We start from the raw sequence: 26,752 nt of genomic DNA, 5'->3' as shown, positions 1-26,752 counted from the left end.
CTAAACGCTAATTAGCTAGTATATTTCGTTGATTGAAGCGGAAGGCGGTGACTCCTGCCGGATGAGTGAGCAAATGAGCCATCACAACGTACGCGCAAGCGGCGGTGAAGGCCCATCGCTCATCCCTCGGAAAGCGTCCACCCTGAAGCGGAAATGCTTTACGACGCAGTATCCCTAAACTGTGAAATGTACATTTCTAACCATTAAGTTAATCCTACTAATACATCCCACCAATTTACAGCACCATATTACTTGAAATTCGTTGCGGAATTTTATATACTGGAATCTGGCTTAAGAAAGCACTCATGGCTGTAAAATATGTATTTAAAACAATTTAAAAGAATTTCGCTAAAACACTTGCGAAATCTTTTTTTATTGTTTATAATGTTGTAGTTGGTCTTTGACTGCGATGAAGCGAGAGGTTACCGACACACCCGGCCGCTTTGCCATGGCGAGTGATTGGAAAATTTTCGTGGAGAATGTCTAGAAAATAGGCGAGAAGGAGGGAAAATAATGGCAAAACAAAAAATTCGTATCCGTTTGAAAGCGTATGATCACAGAATTCTTGATCAATCTGCTGAGAAAATTGTGGAAACTGCTAAACGTTCAGGTGCAAGTGTATCAGGTCCGATTCCACTTCCAACTGAGAAGTCGACGTACACAATTCTTCGTGCCGTTCACAAGTACAAAGATTCTCGTGAACAATTCGAAATGCGTACGCATAAACGTCTGATCGATATCGTTAACCCAACACCACAAACTGTTGATGCGTTAATGAAGCTTGATTTACCATCTGGCGTTGATATTGAAATCAAACTTTAATGGTAAAAAATAAAACAAAAATTATTATAGGAGGTGTGACGGATGACCAAAGGAATCTTAGGTAGAAAAATCGGTATGACGCAAGTATTTGCTGAGAACGGTGACTTAATCCCTGTAACTGTAATTGAAGCTACTCCAAACGTAGTGCTTCAAAAGAAAACAGTTGAAACAGACGGTTACGAAGCTATTCAGTTAGGATTTGAAGATAAGCGCGAAAAGCTTTCTAACAAACCTGCTAAAGGGCACGTAGCAAAAGCAAGCACTGCTCCTAAGCGCTTCATCCGCGAATTCCGCGGCTTGGATACAGCTAATTACGAAGTTGGTCAAGAAGTCAACGTAGAAAGTTTTGCAGAAGGCGATGTAATTGATGTAACAGGTGTTACTAAAGGTAAAGGTTTCCAAGGTGTTATTAAACGCCACGGACAATCTCGTGGACCAATGGCTCACGGATCTCGTTACCACCGTCGTCCAGGTTCAATGGGGCCAGTTGCTCCGAACCGTGTATTTAAACAAAAGAAATTACCTGGTCAAATGGGTGGGCATGTAGTGACGATCCAAAACTTACATATCGTAAGAGTGGATGCTGAACGTAACCTACTACTTGTAAAAGGTAATGTTCCTGGTTCTCGTAAATCATTAGTAGTTGTAAAAGCTGCTATTAAATCGAAATAATCTCTGAAGAAAGGAGGAAACAGGAATGGCAAAAGTATCTTTATTGAATCAAGCAGGATCTTCTGTTGGTGAAATCGAGTTAAACGATAAAGTTTTCGGTATTGAACCAAACGAATCTGTTTTATTTGAAGCTATCATTGCTCAACGCGCATCACTTCGTCAAGGTAATCACAAAGTGAAAAACCGTTCTGAAGTAGCGGGTGGTGGACGTAAACCATGGCGTCAAAAAGGAACAGGTCGTGCTCGTCAAGGGTCGATCCGCTCTCCACAATGGCGTGGCGGTGGTGTTGTATTCGGTCCAACTCCACGTAGCTATAGCTATAAATTACCTAAAAAAGTGCGTCGTCTAGCTCTTCTTTCAGCTCTTTCATCTAAAGTGCGTGAAGAAAGCATCGTGGTACTAGAAGGTTTAGCGTTTGATGCACCAAAAACAAAAGAATTCGTGAAAGTGTTATCTAACCTTTCTATCGATAAAAAAGCGTTATTTGTAACTGCTGATCTAGATGAAAACGTAGCATTAGCTGCACGTAACATCCCTGGAATCACAGTTGTGTCTGCAACAGGCATTAACGTATTAGATTTAGTTGGACACGATAAACTAGTGTTAACTAAATCTGCAGTAGAAAAAGTTGAGGAGGTGCTTGGATAATGGAAGCACGTGATATTATTAAACGTCCGGTCATTACCGAGCGTTCTTCTGAAATAATGGCAGATAAAAAGTACACTTTCGAAGTGGACACTCGCGCTAACAAAACACAAGTTAAATACGCAGTTGAAGAAATTTTTGGAGTAGATGTTGAAAAAGTGAACATCATGAACTACAAAGGGAAATTCAAACGTGTAGGTAAATTTGGTGGGTACACAAACAAACGCCGTAAAGCGATTGTTACATTAACTCAAGATAGCAAAGAAATCGAATTATTCGAGATCTAAAACTTATAAAAACAAATCAATACTCAAGAAGGAGGGAATACAATGGCGATTAGAAAGTATAAACCAACGACAAACGGACGTCGTAACATGACATCGTTAGATTACGCTGAAATCACAACAGACAAACCTGAGAAATCACTTCTTGCTCCTGTGAAACGTAAAGGCGGCCGTAACAACCAAGGTAAAATTACTGTTCGTCATCATGGTGGTGGACACAAACGCCAATACCGTATCATTGATTTCAAACGAAACAAAGATGGTATTGAAGGACGTGTAGCTACTATTGAATATGATCCAAACCGCTCTGCGAATATCGCATTGATTAACTATGTGGATGGAGAAAAACGTTATATCCTAGCTCCTAAAGGCTTAGAAGTTGGAATGACAGTTGTGTCAGGTCCAGAAGCTGATATTAAAGTAGGTAACGCTCTTCCATTAGAAAACATTCCAATGGGTTCTACAATCCATAACATTGAAATGAAACCTGGTAAAGGTGGTCAACTAGTGCGTTCTGCTGGTACATCTGCTCAATTACTTGGTAAAGAAGGTAAATACGTAATCGTACGTTTACAATCTGGTGAAGTTCGTTTAATCCTTGGTGTTTGCCGTGCAACTATCGGTGAAGTAGGAAACGAACAACATGAACTAGTAAACATTGGTAAAGCGGGACGTTCTCGTTGGTTAGGTAAACGCCCAACTGTACGTGGATCTGTCATGAACCCTAACGATCACCCACACGGTGGTGGTGAAGGACGTACACCAATCGGTCGTAAGTCACCTATGTCTCCATGGGGTAAACCAACTCTTGGATACAAAACTCGTAGCAAGAAAAACAAATCCGACAAACTTATCATTCGTCGTCGTAAAAAATAATGTGGTTTACTACGGTTCAAAGAACGGACCGTGGTGTAATCACGAAAGGGAGGATTCAGCATGGGTCGTAGCTTGAAAAAAGGACCTTTCGCAGACGATCATTTACTTAAAAAGGTCGATGCACAAAAGGATTCTGAGAAAAAACAAGTGATTAAGACTTGGTCTCGCCGTTCGACAATTTTCCCTACTTTTATCGGATTAACAATCGCAGTATATGATGGACGTAAACATGTTCCAGTATACGTGACTGAAGATATGGTAGGTCATAAACTAGGCGAGTTTGCACCAACACGCGCTTACAAAAGTCATGGTGCAGATGATAAGAAAACAAGACGCTAATTTGAGAGGAGGTCATTCAAATGTCACAAGCAAAAGCTATTGCTAAAACGGTGCGCATTGCTCCTCGTAAAGTAAGATTAGTCGTAGATTTAATCAGAGGTAAGCAAGTTGGTGAAGCAGTTGCAATTTTACAACTTACTCCTAAAGCAGCATCACCTGTTGTTGAGAAAGTATTGAAATCTGCAGTTGCAAACGCTGAGCACAATTATGATTTAGACATTAACAACCTAGTTGTTTCTGAAATTTTTGTTGACGAAGGTCCAACATTAAAACGTTTCCGTCCACGTGCACAAGGTCGTGCAAGTGCAATTAACAAACGTACTAGCCACATCACTGTAGTGGTATCTGAGAAGAAGGAGGGATAATTCGTGGGTCAAAAAGTACATCCAATAGGATTACGAGTAGGTATTATTCGTGATTGGGAGTCAAAATGGTATGCTGGTAAAGACTATGCAACTCTACTTCACGAAGACTTAAAAATTCGTAAATACATTGAAACTCGTTTAAACGATGCATCTGTTTCTACAGTAGAAATCGAACGTGCTGCTAAACGTGTTAACATTACAATTCACACTGCGAAACCAGGTATGGTAATCGGTAAAGGTGGTACTGAAGTTGAAGCGCTTCGTAAACACTTAAACGATCTAACTGGCAAGCGTGTACACATCAACATCGTAGAAATCAAAAGAGCTGACTTAGATGCTAAATTAGTAGCAGAAAGTATCGCACGTCAATTAGAAGGCCGCGTATCTTTCCGTCGTGCTCAAAAACAAGCAATTCAACGCACAATGCGTGCTGGCGCTAAAGGTATTAAAACTCAAGTATCTGGACGCCTAGGCGGCGCTGACATCGCGCGTGCTGAACACTATAGTGAAGGAACTGTACCACTTCATACTTTACGTGCTGACATTGATTATGCACATGCTGAAGCTGACACTACTTATGGTAAGCTAGGCGTTAAAGTATGGATCTATCGTGGGGAAGTCCTTCCAGTGAAGAAGAACTCTGAGGAAGGAGGCAAATAATATGTTAATGCCTAAACGCGTTAAATATCGTCGTGAACACCGCGGAAAGATGCGTGGTGAAGCGAAAGGCGGTAAAGAAGTATCATTCGGTGAATTCGGTTTACAAGCAACTGAAGCAAGCTGGATTACAAGCCGTCAAATCGAATCTGCTCGTATTGCAATGACACGTTACATGAAACGTGGCGGTAAAGTTTGGATTAAAATTTTCCCACATAAACCATATACGAAAAAGCCTCTTGAGGTTCGTATGGGATCTGGTAAAGGTGCTCCTGAAGGTTGGGTAGCTGTAGTAAAACCAGGAAAAATTATGTTTGAAATTGCTGGTGTATCTGAAGAGATCGCTCGTGAAGCGCTACGCTTAGCATCACATAAGCTTCCTATTAAGTGTAAAGTAGTTAAACGTCAAGAAATTGGTGGTGAATCTAATGAAAGCTAATGACATCCGTGAACTTACTACTGCAGAAATAGAACAAAAGGTAAAATCACTGAAAGAAGAGCTTTTCAACCTTCGCTTCCAATTGGCGACTGGTCAATTAGAAAACACAGCTCGCATTCGTGAAGTACGTAAAGCGATTGCGCGTATGAAAACTGTGATTCGCGAAAGAGAAATCAGTGCAAACAACTGATAAAGGAGGTTTTCAGGCATGACTGAGCGTAATCAACGCAAAGTATACACAGGCCGTGTAGTTTCAGACAAAATGGATAAAACAATTACTGTTTTAGTTGAAACACATAAAAAACATAAGTTATACGGTAAACGTGTTAAATATTCGAAGAAATTTAAAACTCATGATGAGCAAAACGAAGCCCAAATCGGCGATATCGTGCGTATCATGGAAACTCGTCCGTTATCAGCTACAAAACGTTTCCGTTTAGTGGAAATTGTAGAAAAAGCGGTTATTATCTAATAATAAATTTCGGAACTAATTCATTCCGAAGGGAGGTTACCTAAGTGATCCAACAAGAAACTCGTATGAAAGTTGCTGACAACTCAGGTGCACGTGAAGTTTTAACAATCAAAGTACTTGGTGGTACTGGACGTAAAACTGCTAATATCGGCGATATCGTCGTATGTACAGTTAAGAAAGCAACACCAGGTGGCGTTGTCAAGAAAGGTGACGTCGTTAAAGCTGTAATCGTTCGCACGAAAAGCGGCGTACGCCGTAAAGACGGTACTTATATCAAATTTGATGAAAACGCATGTGTTATTATCAAAGACGATAAAGGGCCGCGTGGAACTCGTATTTTCGGACCTGTTGCGCGTGAACTACGTGACAGCAATTTCATGAAAATCGTATCTTTAGCTCCAGAAGTTCTTTAATTTACATGAAAGTGCCAATCAAGGAGGTGCGACAGAATGCATGTTAAAAAAGGCGACAAAGTAATGGTAATCTCAGGTAAAGACAAAGGGAAAACAGGTGTTATCCTAGCTTCTTTTCCTAAGAAGGACCGTGTGTTAGTTGAAGGTGTAAACATCATCAAAAAACATATGAAGCCAAATCAAGTAAATCCGCAAGGTGGGATTGTAAGCCAAGAGGCTGCAATTCACGTATCGAATGTTATGTTAATCGACCCTAAAACTGGCGAGCCGACTCGCGTAGGTTATAAAGTAGAAGATGGCAAAAAAGTTCGTGTTGCGAAAAAATCAGGTGAAATCATTAAATAAGTAAAAAGAAGGGAGGTACACACATGAACCGCCTAAAAGACAAGTATCTTAAGGAAGTTTCTCCTGCTCTAATGAGCAAGTTTGAATATAAATCAGTAATGCAAGTACCTAAAGTTGATAAAATTGTTATCAACATGGGTGTGGGTGATGCTGTATCTAATACAAAAGCACTTGACGCTGCTGTTGAAGAATTACAAATTATCTCAGGTCAAAAACCTGTAGTTACGAAAGCTAAAAAATCGATCGCTGGATTCCGTCTTCGTGAAGGAATGCCAATCGGAGCGAAAGTTACACTACGTGGAGAGCGTATGTATGACTTCTTGGATAAATTGATCGCTATCTCTCTTCCACGTGTACGTGACTTCCGTGGTGTTTCTAAAAAAGCATTCGACGGTCGCGGTAACTACACTCTTGGAGTAAAAGAGCAATTAATCTTCCCTGAAATCGATTATGATAAAGTTTCGAAAGTACGCGGTATGGACATCGTAATTGTAACAACTGCGAACTCTGACGAAGAAGCTCGTGAGTTATTAACACAATTCGGTATGCCATTCCAAAAGTAAAATAAGGGAGGCGAAAACGTGGCTAAAAAATCAATGATCGTTAAACAACAACGTACGCCAAAGTTCCAAGTGCAAGGCTACACACGCTGTGAGCGTTGTGGACGTCCGCACTCTGTATTACGTAAATTTAAGCTTTGCCGTATTTGTTTCCGTGAACTTGCATACAAGGGACAAATTCCTGGCGTTAAAAAAGCAAGCTGGTAATCCCCTATAAATGGGAAGGAGGTAAATGTAATGACAATGTCAGATCCAATTGCAGATATGCTTACACGCATTCGTAATGCTAACATGGTTCGTCACGAGAAATTGGAAGTTCCTGCTTCAAACATGAAAAAGGAAATCGCTGAAATTCTAAAGCGCGAAGGTTTCGTACGTGATGTAGAATTAGTAGAAGATAGCAAACAAGGTATCATCCGTATTTTCTTAAAATATGGTCAAAACGACGAGCGCGTTATTACTGGTTTGAAACGTATTTCTAAACCTGGTCTACGCGTTTACGCTAAAACAAACGAAGTGCCTAAAGTATTGAACGGCTTAGGAATTGCTTTAGTTTCTACTTCAAATGGTTTATTAACAGATAAAGAAGCTCGCGCTAAACAAGTTGGCGGAGAAATCGTAGCTTACGTTTGGTAATAATCAACAAACGAATGGAGGTGCAACAAAATGTCTCGAGTAGGTAAAAAACCAATAGAGGTTCCTGCAGATGTTACTGTTACAGTTAACGCTGACAACACAGTAGTAGTAAAAGGACCAAAAGGTGAATTAACAAATTCTTTTAACCAAGATATTAAAATTGAGCAAGAAGGTAATGTAATTACTTTAGTACGTCCTTCAGAGTCAAAAGAACACCGTACGATCCATGGTACAACACGTGCTTTATTAGCAAACATGGTTACTGGTGTATCACAAGGATTCGAACGTGGACTTGAATTAGTTGGGGTTGGTTACCGTGCATCACTACAAGGAACTAAACTTGTACTAAATGTAGGGTACTCTCACCCAGTTGAATTCACTCCTGAAGACGGAGTAGTAGTTGAAGTTCCTTCTAATACAAAAATTATCGTTCGCGGAATTAACAAAGAACGTGTTGGTGCTTTAGCATCTAACATTCGTCAAGTTCGTCCACCAGAGCCTTACAAAGGTAAAGGTATTCGTTACGAAGGCGAAGTTGTACGCCGCAAAGAAGGTAAAACAGGTAAATAATGCATTTCGCATTAGAAAGGAGTGACCACTGTGATTACGAAACAAGACAAAAATCAAGTTCGTAAAAAACGTCATGCACGTGTTCGTACAAAAATCACGGGTACTACTGAACGTCCTCGTTTAAATGTATTCCGTTCTAACAAACATATTTACGCACAACTTATCGATGATTCACAAGGTGTAACAATCGTAAGTGCGTCTACTATGGATAAAGACTTTAATGGTACAGCTGGAAACGTTGAAGCTGCTACATTGATCGGTGAAACAATCGCAAAACGCGCTGTTGAAAAGAACATTAAATCTGTTGTATTCGACCGTGGCGGTTACTTATATCATGGACGTGTTAAAGCGTTAGCTGAAGCTGCACGTGAAAACGGCTTAGAATTTTAAGAAGAAGGAGGGACATATTTCATGCGTGGTATTGACCCAAACAAACTTGAACTTGAAGAACGCGTAGTAACGATTAACCGTGTTGCTAAAGTTGTAAAAGGTGGACGTCGTTTCCGTTTTACTGCATTAGTAGTAGTTGGAGATAAAGACGGTCATGTTGGATTTGGTACTGGTAAAGCTCAAGAGGTTCCAGATGCAATCCGTAAAGCAGTTGAAGATGCAAAGAAAAACTTAGTAGAAGTACCAAGAGTTGGAGGAACTACTCCTCACCAAATTATTGGTCGCTTCGGAGCTGGTTCTGTTCTAGTTAAACCAGCTGCACCAGGTACAGGAGTTATCGCTGGTGGACCAGTTCGTGCGGTATTAGAATTGGCTGGTATTACAGACATTCTTTCTAAATCACTTGGATCTAACACACCAATTAACATGGTACGTGCTACAGTACAAGGTTTAACTGAACTAAAACGTGCTGAGGACGTTGCTAAATTACGTGGTAAATCAGTAGAAGAACTGTTAGGATAAGGGGGGAAATTGACAATGGCAACTAAATTAGAAATCACCCTTACTAAAAGCTTGATTGGTACAAAACCAAATCAACGCAAAACAGCTGAAGCCCTTGGTCTACGTAAATTACACCAAACTGTTGAGCATCAAGACAATGCTGCTATCCGTGGGATGGTTGGTAAAGTAGCTCACTTAGTAACACTAAAAGAAATTTAAGGTATATCTTAATAATAAGGAGGTGCCACCATATGAAACTTCATGAGTTAAAACCAGCAGAAGGATCTCGTTCTACGCGTAACCGTGTAGGTCGTGGTACCGGTTCTGGTAATGGTAAAACTGCAGGTAAAGGTCATAAAGGTCAAAACGCTCGTTCAGGCGGAGGAGTTCGTCCAGGATTTGAGGGCGGTCAGAACCCATTGTTCCGTCGTTTACCAAAACGTGGTTTTACAAACATTAATCGTAAAGAGTTTGCAATCGTGAACCTTGACACATTAAATCGTTTTGAAGAAGGCACAGAAGTAACACCTGCTCTATTAATCGAAACAGGTGTTGTGAGCAGTGAAAAATCTGGTATTAAGATTCTAGGTAATGGAACTCTTGACAAGAAATTATCTGTTAAAGCTCACAAATTTTCTGCGTCAGCAAAACAAGCAATCGAGAATGCTGGCGGACAAACTGAGGTGGTTTAATGTTTCAGACAATCTCCAACTTTATGCGTGTGAGAGATATTCGAAATAAAATCATTTTTACCTTGTTAATGTTAATCGTATTTCGTATCGGGACATTTGTACCGGTACCATACGTTGATGCAAATGTATTAAAGCAAACCGATCAATCTGGTTTGATTGGCTTCTTAAATACGTTTGGTGGTGGCGCATTAAAAAACTTCTCTATTCTAGCGATGGGAATTATGCCTTACATCACTGCATCTATTATCGTTCAATTATTACAAATGGACGTTGTACCGAAGTTTACAGAGTGGGCTAAGCAAGGGGAAGTTGGAAGACGTAAGCTTGCTCAATTTACTCGTTACTTCACAATAGTGTTAGCTTTTATTCAAGCAATCGCAATGTCATATGGCTTTAACCGTATGTTCGGCGGTTTAATAAAAGAAGAAGGCATCTTAAATTATATTGTTATTGCAATTGTATTAACTGCGGGGACTGCATTCTTAATGTGGTTGGGAGAACAGATTACTGCTAAAGGCGTTGGTAATGGTATTTCTGTTATTATCTTTGCTGGTATCGTGGCTGCTATTCCAAACGCGGTTAACCAAGTGTATGCACAATTTATTGAGGGTGCTGGAGAAGCGTTATTTATCAATATCGTGATCCTCGTATTATTATTATTGGCTATTATCGCTGTTACGGTTGGAGTTATTTACGTGCAACAAGCATTGCGTAAAATTCCAATTCAATATGCGAAACGAGTTGCAGGTACTGCTCAAACGGGTGGTCAGCAAACGCATCTGCCTTTAAAAGTAAATGCAGCGGGAGTTATTCCGGTAATCTTCGCTTCAGCGTTTCTTATGGCTCCTCAGTCACTTGTTCTGTTCTTTGGACAGAATAAAACGACGGACTTTATTACGCGAGCGTTAGATTATACACAACCTATTGGTATGATAATTTATATTGCTTTGATCATTGCTTTTGCTTACTTCTATGCATTCATACAAGTGAATCCAGAGAATGTAGCGGACAATTTGAAAAAGCAAGGTGCGTATATTCCAGGAATTCGTCCAGGTATAAACACACAAAATTATTTAACTAGTGTTTTATATCGTTTAACTTTTGTAGGTTCTATTTTCTTGGCACTAATCGCTATTATGCCGCTATTATTTGTTAAATTTGCGGGACTTCCGCAGACGGCGCAAATTGGTGGTACCAGCTTGCTAATCGTTGTTGGTGTTGCGTTAGAGTCGATGAAACAATTGGAATCTCAATTAGTTAAACGTCACTATAAAGGCTTTATGAAATAATCTTGGTTTTTAGGAACGTTTTGTTCCTAAAAATCAACAAATAGTCCTGAGGGGGGCATTTTCGTATGAATATCGTTTTAATGGGTCTGCCAGGTGCTGGTAAAGGTACACAAGCAGATAAAATTGTTGAGAAGTACGCAATCCCTCATATTTCTACAGGCGATATGTTTCGTGCAGCTATTAAAGATGGCACGGAACTTGGTTTAAAAGCAAAATCGTTTATGGATCAAGGTGCATTAGTACCGGATGAAGTAACGATTGGTATCGTTCGCGATAGATTAAGCAAACCAGACTGTGAAAAAGGATTCTTACTTGATGGTTTTCCACGTACTGTACCGCAAGCAGAAGCACTAGATGCTTTACTTACGGATCTTGGAAAATCGATTGAGCATGTGCTGAATATTCAAGTAGAACAAGATGAATTAATCAGACGTCTAACTGGTCGCCGTATCTGTAAAGTATGCGGTACAGCTTACCATTTAGTCTTTAACCCACCTGCCAAGGACGGGGTATGTGACAAAGATGGTGGGGAGCTATATCAACGTGCGGATGATAATCCGGAAACGGTCACTAACCGTCTGGAAGTAAATATGAAGCAAACACAACCTTTGCTTGACTTTTATGACAACAAAGGTGTTTTAACGAATATAGATGGACAGCAAGATATTACAAAAGTATTTGCTGATCTAGATGCTCTGTTACAGGGCAACCGCATCTAAATGCCCGGTGCCTGTCGCAGATGACTGAATACCCGGGCACTATGCATAAGAACGAAGACGTTTTTTTCGAGAGCTGCAAAAGCATATTGCGCCCGGTATACGAACTGGATGAATAGAAATGCATCCTTAACGAGGACCCCCTAGTCCACGTGCATTTTGACTTCTGAAAGGGTATAATGGGTTTCGTGGAAGCATCTATGTAACGAACGGGTACTATGGAACTCATCCAACACATTCGTACGAACATGTTGACATGAGGGAGACAGGTTTCTACCAGTCAGTCTACTCCGTGGATTGCAAAAAGCGAAACCTTACGAGTGTCTTTCGAACATCTCTCATGATTTCCAAACATATGCTTGAAACGAATAGTTTCGTTCTATTAGAGGCTATACTAAAAGCAAATTACGTTTGAGTATTGATGAGAACCTGATTTGTATATAGAAGGGAGACAGGGTTGATGGCGAAAGATGATGTAATTGAAGTCGAAGGAACAGTTGTTGAGACTTTGCCAAACGCGATGTTTAAGGTAGAATTAGAAAACGGTCATACGATACTTGCGCATGTATCGGGTAAAATTCGTATGCACTTTATCCGCATTTTACCTGGAGATAAAGTCACAATTGAACTTTCTCCTTACGATTTAACTCGCGGTCGTATCACGTACCGTTTTAAATAATCTTTTGCACTCCGGACTACTAAGGAGGTTGGGTTAGATGAAAGTGAGACCATCTGTGAAGCCGATCTGCGAAAAATGTAAAGTAATTCGCCGACGCGGTAAAGTAATGGTAATCTGTGAAAATCCTAAACACAAACAAAGACAAGGATAATTAGAAGGAGGTGCACGACACATATGGCACGTATTGCTGGTGTTGACATTCCACGCGATAAACGCGTTGTTATTGCATTAACATACATTTACGGTATTGGTAAAACTACTGCACAAAAAGTACTAGTAGAGGCTGGTATTTCTGAATCGACACGAGTTCGTGATCTTACAGAAGACGAGTTAAACAAAATCCGTGAACAAATCGGTGTATACAAAGTAGAAGGTGACCTTCGTCGTGAAGTATCACTAAACATTAAACGTTTGATGGAAATCGGATCTTTCCGTGGTATCCGTCACCGTCGCGGCTTACCTGTACGCGGACAAAATACGAAGAACAATGCTCGTACTCGTAAAGGTCCACGTAAAACAGTCGCTAACAAGAAAAAATAATCGGTAAAGGAGGTTTCTTCTTAACATGGCACGTAAACAACAAACACGTAAGCGTCGTGTGAAAAAGAATATCGAATCCGGTATTGCTCACATTCGCTCAACATTTAATAACACAATTGTGACTATCACAGACATGCAAGGTAATGCACTTTCTTGGTCAAGTGCTGGAGCTCTTGGATTCAGAGGTTCTCGTAAATCTACTCCATTCGCTGCACAAATGGCTGCAGAAACAGCTGCAAAAACTTCTATGGAACATGGTCTAAAAACTTTAGAAGTAACTGTTAAAGGTCCTGGTGCTGGACGTGAAGCGGCTATCCGCGCACTTCAAGCTGCAGGTCTAGAAGTTACAGCTATTAAAGACGTAACACCAGTACCACATAATGGTTGTCGTCCACCAAAACGTCGTCGCGTGTAAAAGGTGACACTCAAATTGTTTGAGAACATCATTTATTGTACAGACTGAGGTTGTTAAAACAAGCAACCAGTTAAACGATCGAATTCATGATGGAAAGAACCTATACATTCGATGTTTTGAGGGAGGGTAAATTGGAATGATCGAAATTGAAAAACCAAAGATTGAAAGTGTAGAAATCAGCGAAAATACCAAGTTTGGTAAATTTGTTGTAGAACCGCTAGAACGTGGCTATGGAAATACTTTGGGTAATTCTTTACGTCGTATCCTTCTGTCTTCTTTACCAGGAGCTGCAGTTACTTCTATTCAAATTGATGGCGTTCTACATGAGTTTTCAACTATTGAAGGCGTAGTGGAAGACGTTGCATCTATTATTATGAATGTGAAAAAACTAGCTCTAAAAATCTACTCTGATGAAGAAAAAGTCATTGAGATTGATGTAAAAGGAGAAGGAACGATAACGGCAGCTGACATTACACATGACAGTGATGTTGAGATATTAAATCCAGAACTCTATATTGCAACAATCGGCAAAAATGGTCATTTCCGTATGCGTATGTACGCAGGTCGAGGCCGTGGCTACACTCCTGCTGATCAAAACAAACGTGAGGATCTTCCTATCGGCGTAATCCCGATCGACTCTATTTATACTCCAGTTTCACGCGTTAATTTTCAAGTGGAAAATACTCGTGTTGGGCAATCGTCTAACTACGATAAATTAACTCTTGATGTGTGGACAGATGGCAGCACCGGTCCTAAAGAGGCGATTTCGCTTGGAGCAAAAATTTTAACAGAGCACTTGAACATTTTCGTAGGGATGACAGACGAGGCACAAACTGCTGAAATCATGGTCGAAAAAGAAGAAGATCAAAAAGAGAAAGTATTAGAGATGACTATCGAAGAGCTTGATCTTTCTGTTCGTTCTTATAATTGCTTAAAACGCGCTGGTATTAATACAGTACTTGAGCTTGCAAGCAAATCAGAAGACGACATGATGAAAGTAAGAAACCTTGGACGTAAATCTTTAGAAGAAGTAAGAGCGAAGTTAGATGAGCTTGGCTTAGGATTACGTAAAGAAGACTAAGCGAATTTTGATATAGCTAGATTTGAATTATTCACCAAAGGAGGGAAACATCCATGGGTTACAGAAAACTTGGACGTACAAGTTCTCAACGTAAAGCGATGTTACGTGACTTAACTACAGACTTAATTATTAACGAGCGTATTCAAACAACTGAAGCACGCGCGAAAGAATTACGTTCTGTCGTTGAAAAAATGATCACTTTAGGTAAACGCGGAGATTTGCATGCACGCCGTTTAGCTGCATCTTACATTCGTCGTGAAGTAGCAACTTCTACTGACGAAGAAGGTAATGAAACAACTGTATTTGCATTGCAAAAGTTGTTTGATGATGTAGCACCACGTTATGCAGATCGTCAAGGCGGTTATACTCGTATTATGAAAGTTGGACCTCGTCGCGGAGACGGAGCACCAGTTGTAGTAATTGAGTTAGTTTAATTTAATTTATTCTGCAAATTGAAGAGGATTGGTGTATCCTACCACCCTCTTCTTTTTTCAAACAGATTTATACGACATTATAAAAGCAGAGTGTTACGATGGGCGGACTTTATACATATAAGTTGCGTCTCGTCTAGCTCTACGCACCTCATTTTCGGATTGGTCTTGAGCAGCCAGTCTTGAAATAAGTTATAGAAGAGCGCATTTCTCTAAATGAGGTGCGCGCTTTTTTAATTTGTCGTAATATAGTGTTAAGGCAATTAGTATAGCTGAGATGAGCTAGAGGAGGTAAAGGATGAAACGCGAAATTATTTCTTTACAAGAAGTAACTTTTACATATAAAGAAGAAGATGGAGACGTGCGACCTGCTGTAAATAACGTATCTTATACAATTTATGAAGGAGAATGGGTTGCAATTGTTGGTCATAACGGATCAGGGAAATCGACGCTGGCACGTTTAATGAATGGTCTTCTATTTCCTCAGACGGGAAAAGTACGAGTTTTTGGAGAAGCGCTTGCCGAACAAAATTTATGGGATATTCGCTCACAAATGGGAATGGTTTTTCAAAATCCGGATAACCAGTTTGTAGGGGCAACCGTGCAAGACGATGTTGCGTTTGCATTAGAAAATAATGGGGTCCCTTTTGAGGAAATGGTAGAACGAGTAAAACAATCATTAGTAAAAGTTGCGATGAGCGATTTTATGAATAGCGAGCCACATCATTTATCTGGTGGGCAAAAACAACGGGTTGCCATAGCTGGAGCTATTGCTTTGCACCCTAAAATATTATTATTAGATGAAGCGACATCTATGTTAGACCCACAAGGCAGAGAAGAAGTACTTTCTACAGTACGACAGTTAAGAGATGAAACGGATTTGACCGTTATTTCGATTACACATGATTTAGAAGAAGCATTACTTGCTGATCGTGTTATTATGATGAATCAAGGGAACAAATATGCAGAAGGAACGCCTGAAGAGATCTTCCAGCGCGGACAAGCGCTAGTAGATGTCGGATTGGACCTTCCTTTCGCGATGAACGTTTCTAGATTACTAAAGAAACAAGGAATTGAATTAGTAGCAGAACATATGTCAGAAGAAGAATTGGTGAATGATTTATGGACATCACACTTCAACAAGTAAGTTACGCCTATGCGAAAAATACACCATTTGAAAAAAGGGCGCTTTTTGATGTAGATCTACATATCCCTTCCGGATCGTATCAAGCAATTATCGGGCATACTGGTTCAGGTAAGTCAACGGTATTGCAGCACTTGAATGCTTTATTAAAACCGACAGAAGGTGCTATTAAAATCGGTGATGTAGTAGTAAGTGCAGATAAGAAAAATAAGCAGCTTCGAAAAGTAAGACAAAAAGTAGGCATTGTATTTCAATTTCCAGAGCATCAATTATTTGATGAAACAGTGTTGAAAGATATTATGTTCGGTCCAATGAATTTTGGCGTGCCAGAAGAAGAAGCGAAACGTCGTGCCATTGAATTAGTAAAATTACTAGGTTTACCAGATGAAGTGTTGGAAAAATCACCTTTCGATTTATCAGGAGGGCAAATGAGACGTGTCGCAATTGCGGGTGTACTTGCGATGAACCCGGAAGTGTTAGTACTAGATGAACCAACAGCAGGTCTAGATCCCAGAGGAAGAAAAGAGATAATGGATTTGTTTTACCGACTTCATAAGGAAAAAGGTTTAACGACCGTACTTGTCACACATAGTATGGAAGATGCTGCAAGATATGCTGATCGCATAGCCATTATGCATGATGGTAAATGTGTGTTAGCAGGAACGCCACAAGAAATTTTCTCTGATGAAGGTCGTTTGATGGATTATCGTTTGGAACTCCCTCAAAGCATCAAGTTTCAGAAAAAGGTGGAACAAATGATGGGGAAACAGTTACCTGTTCTTTGTTTAACGGAAGAGATGCTAGCGGAAGAACTTGCGCTATTTTTGAAGAAGGAGCGTGAGTTATAATGCTAGAAAAAATGATATTTGGTCGATATATACCGGGAGACTCGTTTATTCATAGGTTAGATGCACGCGCAAAATTAATTTTTGTATTTTTATTTATTGCGGTTGTTTTTATCGCAAATAACTGGATTACATACGGAATTTTAGTGGCGTTTACATTTTTGATCATTCGAATGTCAAGGATTAGGCTTTACTTTTTGATAAATGGATTGAAGCCTGTCGTCATTTTGATCATCTTTACGTTTTTATTGCATTTATTTTTTACACGAGAAGGTGCAATTCTATTTGAGTGGAAGTTTGTAAAGATTTATGAGGAAGGTTTGCGACAAGGGATATTCATCTCCATCCGCTTTTTTGTCCTTGTTATTTTGACATCTATTTTAACACTCACTACGACCCCTATTTCGATTACGGATGCATTGGAGACATTATTGAACCCGTTGAAGAAATGGAAGCTCCCTGTGCATGAATTAGCGCTTATGATGTCTATTTCTTTAAGATTTATCCCAACTTTAATGGATGAGACAGATAAAATTATGAAGGCACAGATGGCGAGAGGCTCTGACATGACAACTGGTAGTATGAAAGAAAGAATGAATGCGATCGTTCCGCTACTTATCCCTTTGTTTGTTAGTGCGTTTAAACGTGCGGAAGATTTGGCAACTGCGATGGAAGTACGAGGTTATAAAGGTGGGGAAGGAAGAACGAGGTATCGAAAGTTAGAATGGGCAACAATAGATACGGTAATCATCGTTACCCTCCTAATATTAGCGATCGTTCTTGTCTATTTTAGATCGTAATCGGAGGTGTAAGCCATGCGGCTACGCGCAATTATTAGTTATGATGGTAGTGGTTTTTCAGGTTATCAAGTACAACCGGGGAAACGAACAGTCCAGTTGGAGTTAGAGCGAGTATTACAGACAATGCATAAAGGAACCGTTGTGAAGGTCGTTGCAAGTGGAAGAACGGATGCTGGCGTACATGCAACAGGTCAAGTTATCCATTATGATAGTTCGCTTTCATTACCGATGGATCGTTGGAAAACTGCACTAAATGTGCAACTTCCGGGGGACATTCGGGTATTATCAGTGGAACGAGTGCAGGATGATTTTCATGCGAGATATGATGCTGCTGGAAAAACGTATCGGTATATTTGGTCGTTGAATGATGTACATAGCCCATTTGAACGCAATTATAGCGTGCATGTGGAACGGTATAAGCCGAATATTGAGCTGATGAAAGAGGCATCTGTCTGTTTGCTTGGAACTCATGATTTTTCAAGCTTTTGTGCATCTAACACGAGTGTGAAAGATTTTGTGAGAACCGTCCATTCGATTCATTTGGAAGTAAAAAAAGAAGCGAATCAGCTTCACATGGAGATTAGCGGGAACGGGTTTTTATATAATATGGTTCGAATTATTGCAGGAACTTTGTGGGAAATTGGAATCGAAAAAAAAAGTGTGGAAGACTTGCCTGGAATCTTGCACTCATGCAATCGAAAGAATGCTGGAAAAACAGCGCCAGCACACGGTTTATACCTAGAAAAGGTAGTGTATTTGAAGTGAAGCAACCTTTCCAGGTGTTTTTCATAAAACGCTTGACTAAATGACGTATTCGGGGTAAGATGATGTATGGTATTTTCATTAACCCCACAATATAAGCCCCGAAACTTATTGGTATGAGGATATAGAAAATTATAGATCGATTATGATTGAATTAGGAGGACAAAATACATGCGTACAACATTCATGGCTAAAGGTCACGAAGTAGAACGTAAATGGTTAGTAGTAGACGCTGAAGGCCAAACTCTTGGTCGTCTAGCTTCTGAAGTTGCAGCTATTTTACGTGGTAAAAACAAACCAACATTCACACCGAACGTTGATACAGGTGATCACGTGATCATTATCAACGCGGAAAAAATTCATTTAACTGGAAACAAGTTAAATGATAAAATTTACTACCGTCACACACAATTCTCTGGTGGTCTTAAACAACGTACTGCTTTAGAAATGCGTACTAAGTACCCAACGAAAATGATCGAATTAGCGATCAAAGGAATGCTTCCAAAAAACTCTTTAGGCCGTCAAATGTTTTCTAAACTAAACGTTTACGCTGGAGCAGAGCATCCACACGCAGCACAAAAACCAGAAGCATACGAGCTTCGCGGATAATAACTAAGAGGAGGACATACACTTGGCACAAGTTCAATATATCGGCACTGGTCGCCGTAAAAGTTCAGTAGCACGCGTACGTTTAGTACCAGGCGAAGGAAAAATCGTTATCAACAAACGTGACGTAGAAGATTACGTACCATATGAAACTTTACGTGAAGTTATTAAACAACCATTAGTAACTACTCAAACTTTGGGTAGCTACGATGTACACGTAAACGTTAATGGTGGTGGATTCACAGGTCAAGCAGGAGCAATCCGTCACGGTATTGCACGTGCATTACTTACAGTAGATCCTGATTTCCGTTCAGCATTAAAATCAGCAGGATTCTTAACACGTGACCCACGTATGAAAGAACGTAAAAAACCAGGACTTAAAGGCGCTCGTCGTGCACCTCAGTTCTCAAAACGTTAATTTTATATTATCAGTTCAAAGCACTTCTCGAGATTCTCGAGAGGTGCTTTTTTAGTTTTAGGAAATCACAAAATCTATGGTATACGAATAACTTTCTCTCAACAATACGATATAAGATATGCCCTTTTTTGAGATAATGCGTCATAAGGATAGGATCTTCGGGTTTGTCGGGTTGAGCGGTCTTTATGTCGTGCTCGGTGTAGTCTTTGTCGTGTTCAAAGCCAGTTTGTCTCGTTCGCAGTGGATTTTGTCGCGTTCAACCATATACTGTAAATTCGAAACTGATTAGCTAGTAATTTTAGTGGATTGAAGCGGAAGGGCGACGACTTCAGCGGGATGAGTGAGACAAATAAGAAATCACAACGTACGCGTAGCGTCGGTGGTGGCTAATCACTCACCCGGCCGAAAGCGTCCATCTGCAGCGGTAACTTCCTTACGACACATTATCCCATATTACGCAAACTATCCTTTATAAGTAGCTCTGGTAAACAAGGAATATTACAACAGGCGACAGACACTTGTTACACCATTTAAAAAAGTGGTTGTTTCGTTGTTTTTGGAGGTGTATATTTAGTAGATGTTTGATAAATAGAAAAATTCAGTAGGTGATGAAATATGGAGTTTACTTCTGAAAGGCTGTTATTCCGTTTGTATACACAAGATGATTTCGATTTTTTATATGACATGTTATCTGATCCGGAAATGGTCCGCTATATTGGAAATGGTGATACGCGAGATCAAGAAGGTACTCAAGCATTTTTAGAATGGATATATAGTCACTATGAAATGAATAGCGAGTACGGTTTAAAAGTGATTGTTCGGAAAGAAGATAATGTCCCAGTTGGGCATGCTGGAATTGTTCCGCAAAAAGTAAATGGTAAAGATGAGCTTGAGATAGGTTATTGGATTGCAAAAGAATATTGGGGAAATGGCTATGCTTCCGAATCAGCGAAAGCCTTATTACATAGAGGGGTAAATCAATTAGGAATAGATAGAATGATTTCCTTAATTCAGCAGGAAAATGAAGCTTCTAAAAAAGTAGCGGATAAAATTGGGATGTGTGTAGAAGCGAAGATTGTTTTAAAAGGGCGGATTGTGTATGTCTATTCCAACTCAGGAAAAAGGGGTGACATATGAAAAGCAAGTTAAATATTGTGACGTCAACGATTCTCGTTAGTATTTTTATCGCACGATTTGGAACTTTTTTAGTATTACCGTACTTAACGCTATTTTTGTTAAATGAATTTCATTATTCAGCGGTTCAAATAGGAACGATTATTTCTACCCTTGCTTTATCAAACTTAATCATGAGTTTTTTGGTAGGGCCTTATATTGATAGATTTCCCAAAGACAAAGTAATTATAACTGGGTTAATCGGTTATTTAGGATGTTATATATATTTTCCTTTTATCGATCAATATGTTGGATTTATATTATTTGCAGCATTGCTTGGTGCGAGCCAAGCGGTCGTTGAGCCGACTTATCGTGTATTGTTAAGCCTTTATACAGAACCAGAAAATAGAAGGTTCATATTTAATATTCGATATTTCCTTATCAATATATCTGCCGCTATTGCGCCGTTAACATCCGTGTATTTTCAGCAGTATGGTATAGAGAAGTTGTTTTTTGTAGTAGGCTTTATTTTCTTTATTAATATTATAACTTTTGCAATTATTTTTAAAAAATACCCTATGAAACAAGTAACCGCACCTAAGGAAAAGCCATCTATTTTACAATCTTTCTATGTATTTAAGAAGGATTATGCATTTGGCATTTTTATATTAGCATTGATTTTTATAAGCTTCGGTTATAGCCAGTTCGACTCGACGTTTAGTCAATATTTAGGTATAAGGTTTAATCATGAGCTAGCGATTCAATATTTTGCATGGCTAATTACAACGAATGCTATTACAGTAATCATTATTCAATATTTTGTTTATAAATTGGGAGAAGTTATTAGTACGACGTCTTCCCTAATAATAGGCAGTGTTTTGTTATCGGTAGGTCTAATCTGCTTTGGGCAGAGTGAACAAATTCTATTATTACTCTTGGCGATGGTCGTTTTTACAGCGGGCGAAGTGCTAGTTTTCACAATGATAGATATCCATATAGATGGCATGTGTGCAGATCATGAAAAAGGAACGTATTTTGCTTTATCTGGCGTGAAATCAGTTGGAAGAATTGCGGGACCGAGTATGGGAGGCGTACTTTTAGACAGTTTGAATAGTGGAGCACTAGTATTTACGATTATTGGTGGAATTACATTGCTTGCTATACCATCTTTTTATCTTAGTAACCGGATAAAAAAAGGGAGGGCTACACATGCAACTATTCAATCTCATTAAAAGCGAAAAAGCGTATTGCAAATCTGAAGAGGATTACAAAGAAGCATTTACTTAAATTTTAAGAGCTTACGAAAATGAACAAATAGGCTATCTATCTTTACTAATGGATGAGGCATTTGAAAGTTGGTTGCTTGCGCGAGGGTTTAGTAAAATTTCTTCTATTGTGGAGTACACGAAGCAGTTGGAAGATGAGATTGAACAGGAAAGTGATCTTTTGTTTTATTCGTTAGCAGAAGGGCTTATGAAGGATACTGAATTTGCGGAAGCATACGAGCTATGTCTAACGGGAACGGCGAATAAAAATATACCTCAGCCCATCGAGCAAGTAATGGCTTCGATAGCTAGTGAGTTAGGAGACGAGTGGAGAAGAAATTGTTACTCCTTTTTTGTAGATAATAAATTAGTCGGGATAAGTATTCCACATATTGAGATGGGGACACAAAGTGAAGGAAGGATGTTCTACTTTGGAGTTGTCCCTGACATGCGAGGGCAAGGACTAGGGACTAAGCTTCATAAGCTTACATTAGAGATAATGAAGAAAATGCAAGCCAATTATTATGTAGGAAGTACTGATGAAAGTAATAAACATACGATAAGTATTTTTACAAAAAACGGCTGTACATTAAGAGTCAAAAAAGGAATCTACCGAATCGAAAAATGACTAATTAAAGCTATCATACTCTTTGTCCCTCATACGTATAATGAGTGAAAAAGGAGCGATGAACCTGAAAAAGTGGATAATCATCTTCGTATTGTTTTTAATATCTTTGCTTGCCGTTGTTTATGGAACGAAGGCAAGTGATACTGGTTTTTTCCTACCAAATCCGTTAAGTGGCGTGAAAATTGTCATTGACCCAGGGCATGGGGGGATAGATGGTGGTGCAAGTCATGGGGAAGTAGTGGAACGTGACATTACATTAGCTATGTCATTAAAGTTAGAGAAAAAGCTAAAAGCACAAGGAGCAACAGTCGTCATGACGCGAACGAAAGAAGGAGATGCTGTTGCAGAGCATATGCCGGATAAAGACTTCCCTACAACTCGATCTAGAAAGCGAGCAGATCTACTCCTTCGCGAAGAAATTATGAACAACTCCGAAGCAGATCTTGTGATTAGTTTACACGTGAATGCGGTCCCTGAAGAGAGATGGCGTGGTGCCCAAGTATTTTATCATGCAGAAGGTCACGATGGAGGAGAGCTATTAGCCAAGTCTATTCAAGGTTCTATTAGAGAAAATATAGGCAATACGGAAAGAGAAGCACTTTCGATTAAACAAGTATATATTTTGAAAAAAGCAAAGGCTCCGGCAGTGTTAGTGGAAACAGGATTTATAAGTAACAATGAAGAGCGAGAATTGTTGCAATCAGATAAATATCAAAATCAAATGGTTGATGCAATTTCGGAGGGCGTACTCCGTTTTGTAGAAGCTAATATTTACTGAGCCAATGTTTGGGAATGTAGACACTCGTATATGGTATACTATATTGCGAATAGTTAACTAAAGGGGAGTGTCTACAGATGATTAACGAGCAACAAGTTCGTGCATTACTTGGCGAATTAAATGATCCTTTTTTACATAGAACTTTAGCAGAAACAAACGGAATATCCACAGTATCCATAAAAGAAGAAAAAAATCATGTTAGTGTCAAACTAGCAATCGCCAAAATAAATTCAGCAGAGCAAATGCAACTACAAACTAAAGTAGTAGAAGTATTGAAAGATGCAGGAGCAGCAACAGTAGGTATTCGATTTGAAGAATTACCGAAAGAAGTACTAGAACAATTCCGTGGGAAAGCAAAAGAGAGCGACAGTGAGAGCATTCTTTCCCCGAATAGCAAAGTAAAAATTATCTCCATTGCTTCTGGTAAAGGTGGAGTTGGTAAATCTACTGTATCAGTCAATTTAGCAGTAGCACTGGCTCGTTTAGGCAAAAAAGTAGGACTAGTAGACGCGGATATTTATGGATTTAGTGTACCAGATATGATGGGTGTAAAAGATATCCCACAAATAAAAGAGGATCGTATCATTCCAGTAGAACGTAAAGGGGTAAAAGTTATCTCTATGGGGTTCTTTGTGGAAAATAATACGCCGGTTGTATGGCGTGGGCCAATGCTTGGGAAGGTATTAGATCAATTCTTTAAAGATGTCGAGTGGGGAGAATTAGATTATTTACTATTAGATTTACCACCAGGTACCGGAGATGTTGCATTAGACATTCATCAAATGTTACCAGCGTCAAAAGAAATCGTTGTAACAACACCACATCCAACAGCTGCTTTCGTTGCTGCAAGAGCAGGTGCGATGGCACTTCAAACTGATCATGAAATACTTGGGGTTATTGAAAATATGTCTTGGTATGAAGCGAAGTCTACAGGCGAGCGTGAATTTGTTTTCGGTAAAGGTGGCGGTCCGAAGCTTGCGGACGAACTACGTACAGAATTGCTTGGTCAACTTCCATTAGGACAACCCGATTGGAATGACATCGATTTTGCTCCTTCTGTATATGCCGAAACTCATGAAACCGGAAAAATCTATTTAGAAATTGCACAAAAAGTAATCGAAAAAGCATAAGAAAAGGCCGTTTCCACTTGGGGAGCGGCCTTATTTTTCCGTTTCGCCTTTCTTTTGAGCAGAAGAACCCGATTCCTCTTTTGATCCACCGCCACTTTCTTTCTGCGAACCAGCTTCTTCCACTAGTTTTTGCCACTTCGATTGCAATGAAGGACTTTGAATGGTTTCCTCTACAACCTTTTGCATCTCTTTCCGCATATCACTGGATTGTAGCACTTTCCCTAATTCCTTTTTCATATCAGCAGAACCAAAAAAGCTTTCTAAGTCTTGTAAATAAGTGGGGTCCTTCATCAACGCTTTCATTAGTTCTTCTTGTTGTTTTATCATACTTTTTGCCATAGTCTCTGAAAATTTAGGATCCTGGTAAACTTTTTTCCAAAATTCTTCCGCTTCTTTGGATAACATAGTTTGTTCCACCGATTTCTTCACTTGCTCATTATCAATTACTAACAACTCTTTAAATGCGGGATCATCTAAAAGTGTTCGAATGGCTTTTTTACCATCTTCAGTTTGTAACGCATCTATGAGCATTTTTTTATTTTCCTCATAAGAAGGAGGAGCAGAAGAACCACTACAACCAGAGAGAAGCCCAAGACTTAGCAAAATAAGTGCAAAATACTTCATATTCGTCACCGTCCTTTCGATTATTGTTCACATTTGTTTCAGAAATATGTATAGTAACCAGGAAGAAATAGATTTTTAGGTAAATGGTTGTTACAATTTAATGGGTAGAAGAAATAGAAAAGTTGGAGGAAATCTTGCTGTGACTATACGAAACTGGTTTAAATTTTTTCTAAATGCCATGTTGATCGGTGGAGTTATTACCGGCATTTTGGGTTTATTTATACGTTGGGATGATGCTTTTGCGAAATATTTTGAGGCAGGCCAATGGGGCGAATTTTTTGCCGCTTTCGCATTTATGATTGTTATGGGCTTTACAGTAAGTGTAATTGCGCAAATGGGTTATTTTGCGTACTTAACGATTCATCAAATGGGTGTTAATATTTTTCGAACGCTTACGCTTTGGAATTGGGTTCAGTTACTCATTATTGCTATCGTTATTTTTGATTTAGTTATGTTCCGTTTCCGTCCAAATGCAGAAACAACGGGACAAATTTGGCTTTACGTTATTTTACTTGCAATATTAATAATTACAGCTATAGTAGTCGCAATAGCAAAAGCCAATTTGACCAAAAAACATACCCTTATTTCCGCATTATTCTTTATGATTGTTGTAACCACACTAGAGTGGCTGCCGGTATTAATGGTACGAGCAGATAATGTGGACAGTTGGGTAACGTTATTATTATTCCCTATTCTTGCTGTAAATGCATACCAATTATTGGCTTTACCAAAATACAATGCAAAATCAGATGAAGATCGCTTGAAATTAGAGGCACGAAGACAAGAGAGAAGAAAAGCAATCGCTACGAAAACAAAGTAAATGAAAACTGCCACGACGAATGATTGTCATGGCAGTCTTTTCTATTCAGGAAACGTTTTTGTGTTCATTTTTAAACCGAATATATTTTGTTCTATAGGTAAAAATGATTGCGACTCTAAAAGTTGGGTGAGTTGTTTTATATCAACCCGATTATCTTGGTGAAGTGGTATAGAAAGGACATCTCCTTTTGTGAGTACAGGAACTTCTTCATTCCAATACTTACTTGAACTAAGTAAGTTTACCTCTTGCTTCCAAGCAATTTCTTGTAGCTCCACTGGAAATTGATAATCTTTTGTTCGAAACCAAAGTGGTTTTTCACCAATAATTTTTTCGAATTGATCCACTTCTTTTTGAAATAAAACAGGATTCTCTATATAGTTTTCCCCTTCCTGACCTAATAGCCCAATCGGAATATGTTTTTCTTGCATAACCTTTATAATGACCATAGAACGTTCCATCCACTCAGTGCTAATAAAAAAATGGGGGTAAGGTGCTTTTATATCTTTCAGCAGTGTTTCAATTTCATCTTTCCCAAACGTTAAATCGATTGTGACTGTTTTTCCGTATGTTCCTTTAGAAATAACCGTCGGCTTCTCTGTTAATTGAAAAACCGGAAGTATAGAAGAATAGTTTCTTGGAACGATGAATAATAGAGTGATTAATAATGTTACCGAACCTACTAACAATATCTTTTTTTTCAAAGTAACACACACCTTTTCAAATCATTTTAATAAACTTTATGTTTTAGTGTTGACATTCATGTTAAAATGGTGTTAAGATACAAAGGTTGCCAAAACAAAACGACAACATGAACATTGAAAACTGAACATGCAAAACGTTAAGACATATAGCTTGAAAGACTAATTTAATTTTAGTCTGAAAGCAAAACAATTATGACATCATTTAATGATGATGCCAGCAAAACAAAATGAGCTTTTTAAGTTCTCTATTATGGAGAGTTTGATCCTGGCTCAGGACGAACGCTGGCG

The 26,752-nt window shown here is 39.2% G+C and carries 43 protein-coding genes; 41 read left to right on the top strand and 2 right to left on the bottom strand.

What is annotated here, in order from left to right; all coding sequences use genetic code 11:
* The first annotated feature begins 513 nt into the window (after positions 1-513).
* The 40 genes from rpsJ to ACIQYS_RS20870 all read left to right on the top strand — a co-directional run bounded on the left by rpsJ (position 514) and on the right by ACIQYS_RS20870 (position 24,319).
* Positions 514-822 (top strand): 30S ribosomal protein S10, encoded by a 309-nt coding sequence (gene rpsJ, locus ACIQYS_RS21065; RefSeq protein ID WP_093274779.1) that lies wholly within the window; start codon positions 514-516, stop codon positions 820-822.
* A 42-nt stretch (positions 823-864) separates the two neighbouring features.
* Positions 865-1,494 (top strand): 50S ribosomal protein L3, encoded by a 630-nt coding sequence (rplC, locus tag ACIQYS_RS21060; protein WP_142538190.1) that lies wholly within the window; start codon positions 865-867, stop codon positions 1,492-1,494.
* 25 nt (positions 1,495-1,519) lie between these two features.
* On the top strand, positions 1,520-2,143 hold the full coding sequence (gene rplD, locus ACIQYS_RS21055; RefSeq protein WP_402984646.1) for a 50S ribosomal protein L4: 624 nt from the start codon (positions 1,520-1,522) through the stop codon (positions 2,141-2,143).
* Complete coding sequence (gene rplW, locus ACIQYS_RS21050; protein WP_093274761.1) at positions 2,143-2,427, top strand: 50S ribosomal protein L23; 285 nt, start codon at positions 2,143-2,145, stop codon at positions 2,425-2,427. The genes rplD and rplW overlap by 1 nt, the downstream gene beginning before the upstream one ends.
* 42 nt (positions 2,428-2,469) lie before the next feature.
* Positions 2,470-3,300, top strand: a complete 831-nt coding sequence (rplB, locus tag ACIQYS_RS21045) for a 50S ribosomal protein L2 (protein WP_402984644.1) — start codon at positions 2,470-2,472, stop codon at positions 3,298-3,300.
* A gap of 60 nt (positions 3,301-3,360) precedes the next feature.
* Positions 3,361-3,639 (top strand): 30S ribosomal protein S19, encoded by a 279-nt coding sequence (rpsS, locus tag ACIQYS_RS21040; protein WP_090567829.1) that lies wholly within the window; start codon positions 3,361-3,363, stop codon positions 3,637-3,639.
* 20 nt (positions 3,640-3,659) lie between these two features.
* Positions 3,660-4,004: a 50S ribosomal protein L22 gene (gene rplV / locus ACIQYS_RS21035; RefSeq protein ID WP_402984641.1), complete on the top strand. Its 345-nt coding sequence runs from the start codon at positions 3,660-3,662 to the stop codon at positions 4,002-4,004.
* A 3-nt stretch (positions 4,005-4,007) separates the two neighbouring features.
* Positions 4,008-4,664, top strand: a complete 657-nt coding sequence (gene rpsC / locus ACIQYS_RS21030; protein WP_402984638.1) for a 30S ribosomal protein S3 — start codon at positions 4,008-4,010, stop codon at positions 4,662-4,664.
* A gap of 1 nt (position 4,665) precedes the next feature.
* Positions 4,666-5,100, top strand: coding sequence for a 50S ribosomal protein L16 (gene rplP, locus ACIQYS_RS21025; RefSeq protein ID WP_402984603.1), 435 nt, complete (start codon positions 4,666-4,668; stop codon positions 5,098-5,100).
* Entirely contained in the window at positions 5,090-5,290 is a 201-nt protein-coding gene (rpmC, locus tag ACIQYS_RS21020; protein WP_053591325.1) for a 50S ribosomal protein L29, read from the top strand. Before rplP ends, rpmC begins: the two co-directional genes overlap by 11 nt.
* Before the next feature lie 18 nt (positions 5,291-5,308).
* Positions 5,309-5,572: a 30S ribosomal protein S17 gene (gene rpsQ, locus ACIQYS_RS21015; protein ID WP_142538195.1), complete on the top strand. Its 264-nt coding sequence runs from the start codon at positions 5,309-5,311 to the stop codon at positions 5,570-5,572.
* 44 nt (positions 5,573-5,616) lie between these two features.
* Complete coding sequence (gene rplN, locus ACIQYS_RS21010; protein ID WP_053591327.1) at positions 5,617-5,985, top strand: 50S ribosomal protein L14; 369 nt, start codon at positions 5,617-5,619, stop codon at positions 5,983-5,985.
* Between the two features lie 36 nt (positions 5,986-6,021).
* A complete protein-coding gene (rplX, locus tag ACIQYS_RS21005; protein WP_142605848.1) occupies positions 6,022-6,330 on the top strand; it encodes a 50S ribosomal protein L24 in 309 nt (102 codons plus the stop codon).
* Positions 6,331-6,353: 23 nt separating this feature from the next.
* Positions 6,354-6,893: a 50S ribosomal protein L5 gene (rplE, locus tag ACIQYS_RS21000; protein WP_402825751.1), complete on the top strand. Its 540-nt coding sequence runs from the start codon at positions 6,354-6,356 to the stop codon at positions 6,891-6,893.
* Between the two features lie 18 nt (positions 6,894-6,911).
* Positions 6,912-7,097, top strand: a complete 186-nt coding sequence (locus tag ACIQYS_RS20995) for a type Z 30S ribosomal protein S14 (protein ID WP_093274736.1) — start codon at positions 6,912-6,914, stop codon at positions 7,095-7,097.
* Positions 7,098-7,127: 30 nt separating this feature from the next.
* On the top strand, positions 7,128-7,526 hold the full coding sequence (gene rpsH / locus ACIQYS_RS20990) for a 30S ribosomal protein S8 (protein WP_142538198.1): 399 nt from the start codon (positions 7,128-7,130) through the stop codon (positions 7,524-7,526).
* Between the two features lie 30 nt (positions 7,527-7,556).
* The gene (gene rplF, locus ACIQYS_RS20985) at positions 7,557-8,096 is read left to right on the top strand and encodes a 50S ribosomal protein L6 (RefSeq protein ID WP_402984597.1); all 540 of its coding nucleotides are present in this window, start codon (positions 7,557-7,559) and stop codon (positions 8,094-8,096) included.
* A gap of 30 nt (positions 8,097-8,126) precedes the next feature.
* A complete protein-coding gene (rplR, locus tag ACIQYS_RS20980) occupies positions 8,127-8,486 on the top strand; it encodes a 50S ribosomal protein L18 (protein WP_142538200.1) in 360 nt (119 codons plus the stop codon).
* Positions 8,487-8,507: 21 nt separating this feature from the next.
* Entirely contained in the window at positions 8,508-9,008 is a 501-nt protein-coding gene (rpsE, locus tag ACIQYS_RS20975) for a 30S ribosomal protein S5 (protein ID WP_402825757.1), read from the top strand.
* 15 nt (positions 9,009-9,023) lie between these two features.
* Positions 9,024-9,206 carry a 50S ribosomal protein L30 gene (rpmD, locus tag ACIQYS_RS20970; protein ID WP_142538201.1) on the top strand — a complete coding sequence of 61 codons (183 nt, stop codon included), beginning with the start codon at positions 9,024-9,026 and terminating at the stop codon, positions 9,204-9,206.
* 32 nt (positions 9,207-9,238) lie between these two features.
* A complete protein-coding gene (rplO, locus tag ACIQYS_RS20965; protein WP_402984594.1) occupies positions 9,239-9,679 on the top strand; it encodes a 50S ribosomal protein L15 in 441 nt (146 codons plus the stop codon).
* On the top strand, positions 9,679-10,968 hold the full coding sequence (secY, locus tag ACIQYS_RS20960) for a preprotein translocase subunit SecY (protein ID WP_402984591.1): 1,290 nt from the start codon (positions 9,679-9,681) through the stop codon (positions 10,966-10,968). Before rplO ends, secY begins: the two co-directional genes overlap by 1 nt.
* Before the next feature lie 65 nt (positions 10,969-11,033).
* Positions 11,034-11,687 carry an adenylate kinase gene (locus ACIQYS_RS20955; RefSeq protein ID WP_402984588.1) on the top strand — a complete coding sequence of 218 codons (654 nt, stop codon included), beginning with the start codon at positions 11,034-11,036 and terminating at the stop codon, positions 11,685-11,687.
* 457 nt (positions 11,688-12,144) lie between these two features.
* Positions 12,145-12,363 (top strand): translation initiation factor IF-1, encoded by a 219-nt coding sequence (gene infA, locus ACIQYS_RS20950; RefSeq protein WP_016429904.1) that lies wholly within the window; start codon positions 12,145-12,147, stop codon positions 12,361-12,363.
* A gap of 37 nt (positions 12,364-12,400) precedes the next feature.
* Complete coding sequence (rpmJ, locus tag ACIQYS_RS20945) at positions 12,401-12,514, top strand: 50S ribosomal protein L36 (RefSeq protein WP_003247619.1); 114 nt, start codon at positions 12,401-12,403, stop codon at positions 12,512-12,514.
* Between the two features lie 23 nt (positions 12,515-12,537).
* Positions 12,538-12,903 (top strand): 30S ribosomal protein S13, encoded by a 366-nt coding sequence (rpsM, locus tag ACIQYS_RS20940; protein WP_144512700.1) that lies wholly within the window; start codon positions 12,538-12,540, stop codon positions 12,901-12,903.
* A 25-nt stretch (positions 12,904-12,928) separates the two neighbouring features.
* On the top strand, positions 12,929-13,318 hold the full coding sequence (gene rpsK, locus ACIQYS_RS20935; RefSeq protein WP_053591340.1) for a 30S ribosomal protein S11: 390 nt from the start codon (positions 12,929-12,931) through the stop codon (positions 13,316-13,318).
* A gap of 136 nt (positions 13,319-13,454) precedes the next feature.
* Positions 13,455-14,399 carry a DNA-directed RNA polymerase subunit alpha gene (locus ACIQYS_RS20930; protein WP_093274697.1) on the top strand — a complete coding sequence of 315 codons (945 nt, stop codon included), beginning with the start codon at positions 13,455-13,457 and terminating at the stop codon, positions 14,397-14,399.
* Positions 14,400-14,452: 53 nt separating this feature from the next.
* A complete protein-coding gene (rplQ, locus tag ACIQYS_RS20925; protein ID WP_093274692.1) occupies positions 14,453-14,833 on the top strand; it encodes a 50S ribosomal protein L17 in 381 nt (126 codons plus the stop codon).
* A 295-nt stretch (positions 14,834-15,128) separates the two neighbouring features.
* Positions 15,129-15,977: an energy-coupling factor ABC transporter ATP-binding protein gene (locus tag ACIQYS_RS20920; protein ID WP_402984582.1), complete on the top strand. Its 849-nt coding sequence runs from the start codon at positions 15,129-15,131 to the stop codon at positions 15,975-15,977.
* Positions 15,953-16,822, top strand: a complete 870-nt coding sequence (locus ACIQYS_RS20915; protein WP_402984579.1) for an energy-coupling factor ABC transporter ATP-binding protein — start codon at positions 15,953-15,955, stop codon at positions 16,820-16,822. The genes ACIQYS_RS20920 and ACIQYS_RS20915 overlap by 25 nt, the downstream gene beginning before the upstream one ends.
* The gene (locus ACIQYS_RS20910; RefSeq protein ID WP_402984576.1) at positions 16,822-17,619 is read left to right on the top strand and encodes an energy-coupling factor transporter transmembrane component T family protein; all 798 of its coding nucleotides are present in this window, start codon (positions 16,822-16,824) and stop codon (positions 17,617-17,619) included. Before ACIQYS_RS20915 ends, ACIQYS_RS20910 begins: the two co-directional genes overlap by 1 nt.
* A gap of 15 nt (positions 17,620-17,634) precedes the next feature.
* Positions 17,635-18,384, top strand: a complete 750-nt coding sequence (gene truA, locus ACIQYS_RS20905) for a tRNA pseudouridine(38-40) synthase TruA (RefSeq protein WP_402984549.1) — start codon at positions 17,635-17,637, stop codon at positions 18,382-18,384.
* Positions 18,385-18,552: 168 nt separating this feature from the next.
* A complete protein-coding gene (gene rplM / locus ACIQYS_RS20900) occupies positions 18,553-18,990 on the top strand; it encodes a 50S ribosomal protein L13 (protein WP_142538212.1) in 438 nt (145 codons plus the stop codon).
* A 22-nt stretch (positions 18,991-19,012) separates the two neighbouring features.
* Positions 19,013-19,405, top strand: coding sequence for a 30S ribosomal protein S9 (rpsI, locus tag ACIQYS_RS20895; RefSeq protein WP_142538213.1), 393 nt, complete (start codon positions 19,013-19,015; stop codon positions 19,403-19,405).
* A 615-nt stretch (positions 19,406-20,020) separates the two neighbouring features.
* The gene (locus ACIQYS_RS20890) at positions 20,021-20,542 is read left to right on the top strand and encodes a GNAT family N-acetyltransferase (RefSeq protein ID WP_402984544.1); all 522 of its coding nucleotides are present in this window, start codon (positions 20,021-20,023) and stop codon (positions 20,540-20,542) included.
* Positions 20,539-21,750, top strand: coding sequence for an MFS transporter (locus ACIQYS_RS20885; RefSeq protein ID WP_402984541.1), 1,212 nt, complete (start codon positions 20,539-20,541; stop codon positions 21,748-21,750). Before ACIQYS_RS20890 ends, ACIQYS_RS20885 begins: the two co-directional genes overlap by 4 nt.
* Before the next feature lie 103 nt (positions 21,751-21,853).
* Positions 21,854-22,411, top strand: coding sequence for a GNAT family N-acetyltransferase (locus ACIQYS_RS20880; protein ID WP_402984538.1), 558 nt, complete (start codon positions 21,854-21,856; stop codon positions 22,409-22,411).
* 64 nt (positions 22,412-22,475) lie between these two features.
* Complete coding sequence (locus ACIQYS_RS20875) at positions 22,476-23,189, top strand: N-acetylmuramoyl-L-alanine amidase (protein WP_402984649.1); 714 nt, start codon at positions 22,476-22,478, stop codon at positions 23,187-23,189.
* Between the two features lie 77 nt (positions 23,190-23,266).
* Entirely contained in the window at positions 23,267-24,319 is a 1,053-nt protein-coding gene (locus tag ACIQYS_RS20870; protein ID WP_402984535.1) for an Mrp/NBP35 family ATP-binding protein, read from the top strand.
* Between the two features lie 30 nt (positions 24,320-24,349).
* Here ACIQYS_RS20870 and gerD read toward each other — a convergent pair whose 3' ends face one another.
* Positions 24,350-24,943, bottom strand: coding sequence for a spore germination lipoprotein GerD (gene gerD, locus ACIQYS_RS20865; RefSeq protein WP_402984532.1), 594 nt, complete (start codon positions 24,941-24,943; stop codon positions 24,350-24,352).
* 139 nt (positions 24,944-25,082) lie between these two features.
* Here gerD and ACIQYS_RS20860 point away from each other — a divergent pair, with 139 nt between their 5' ends.
* Positions 25,083-25,763: a KinB-signaling pathway activation protein gene (locus tag ACIQYS_RS20860; protein WP_402984529.1), complete on the top strand. Its 681-nt coding sequence runs from the start codon at positions 25,083-25,085 to the stop codon at positions 25,761-25,763.
* Between the two features lie 41 nt (positions 25,764-25,804).
* Here the strand turns inward: ACIQYS_RS20860 and ACIQYS_RS20855 are convergent, their stop codons facing one another.
* Positions 25,805-26,464 carry a polysaccharide deacetylase family protein gene (locus tag ACIQYS_RS20855; RefSeq protein WP_402984526.1) on the bottom strand — a complete coding sequence of 220 codons (660 nt, stop codon included), beginning with the start codon at positions 26,462-26,464 and terminating at the stop codon, positions 25,805-25,807.
* Positions 26,465-26,752 lie beyond the last annotated feature (288 nt).

This window comes from Psychrobacillus sp. NPDC096426, from assembly GCF_044762745.1.
In the GTDB taxonomy this organism is placed as follows: Bacteria; Bacillota; Bacilli; order Bacillales_A; family Planococcaceae; genus Psychrobacillus.
This window is presented reverse-complemented; position numbering and strand designations above follow the sequence as displayed.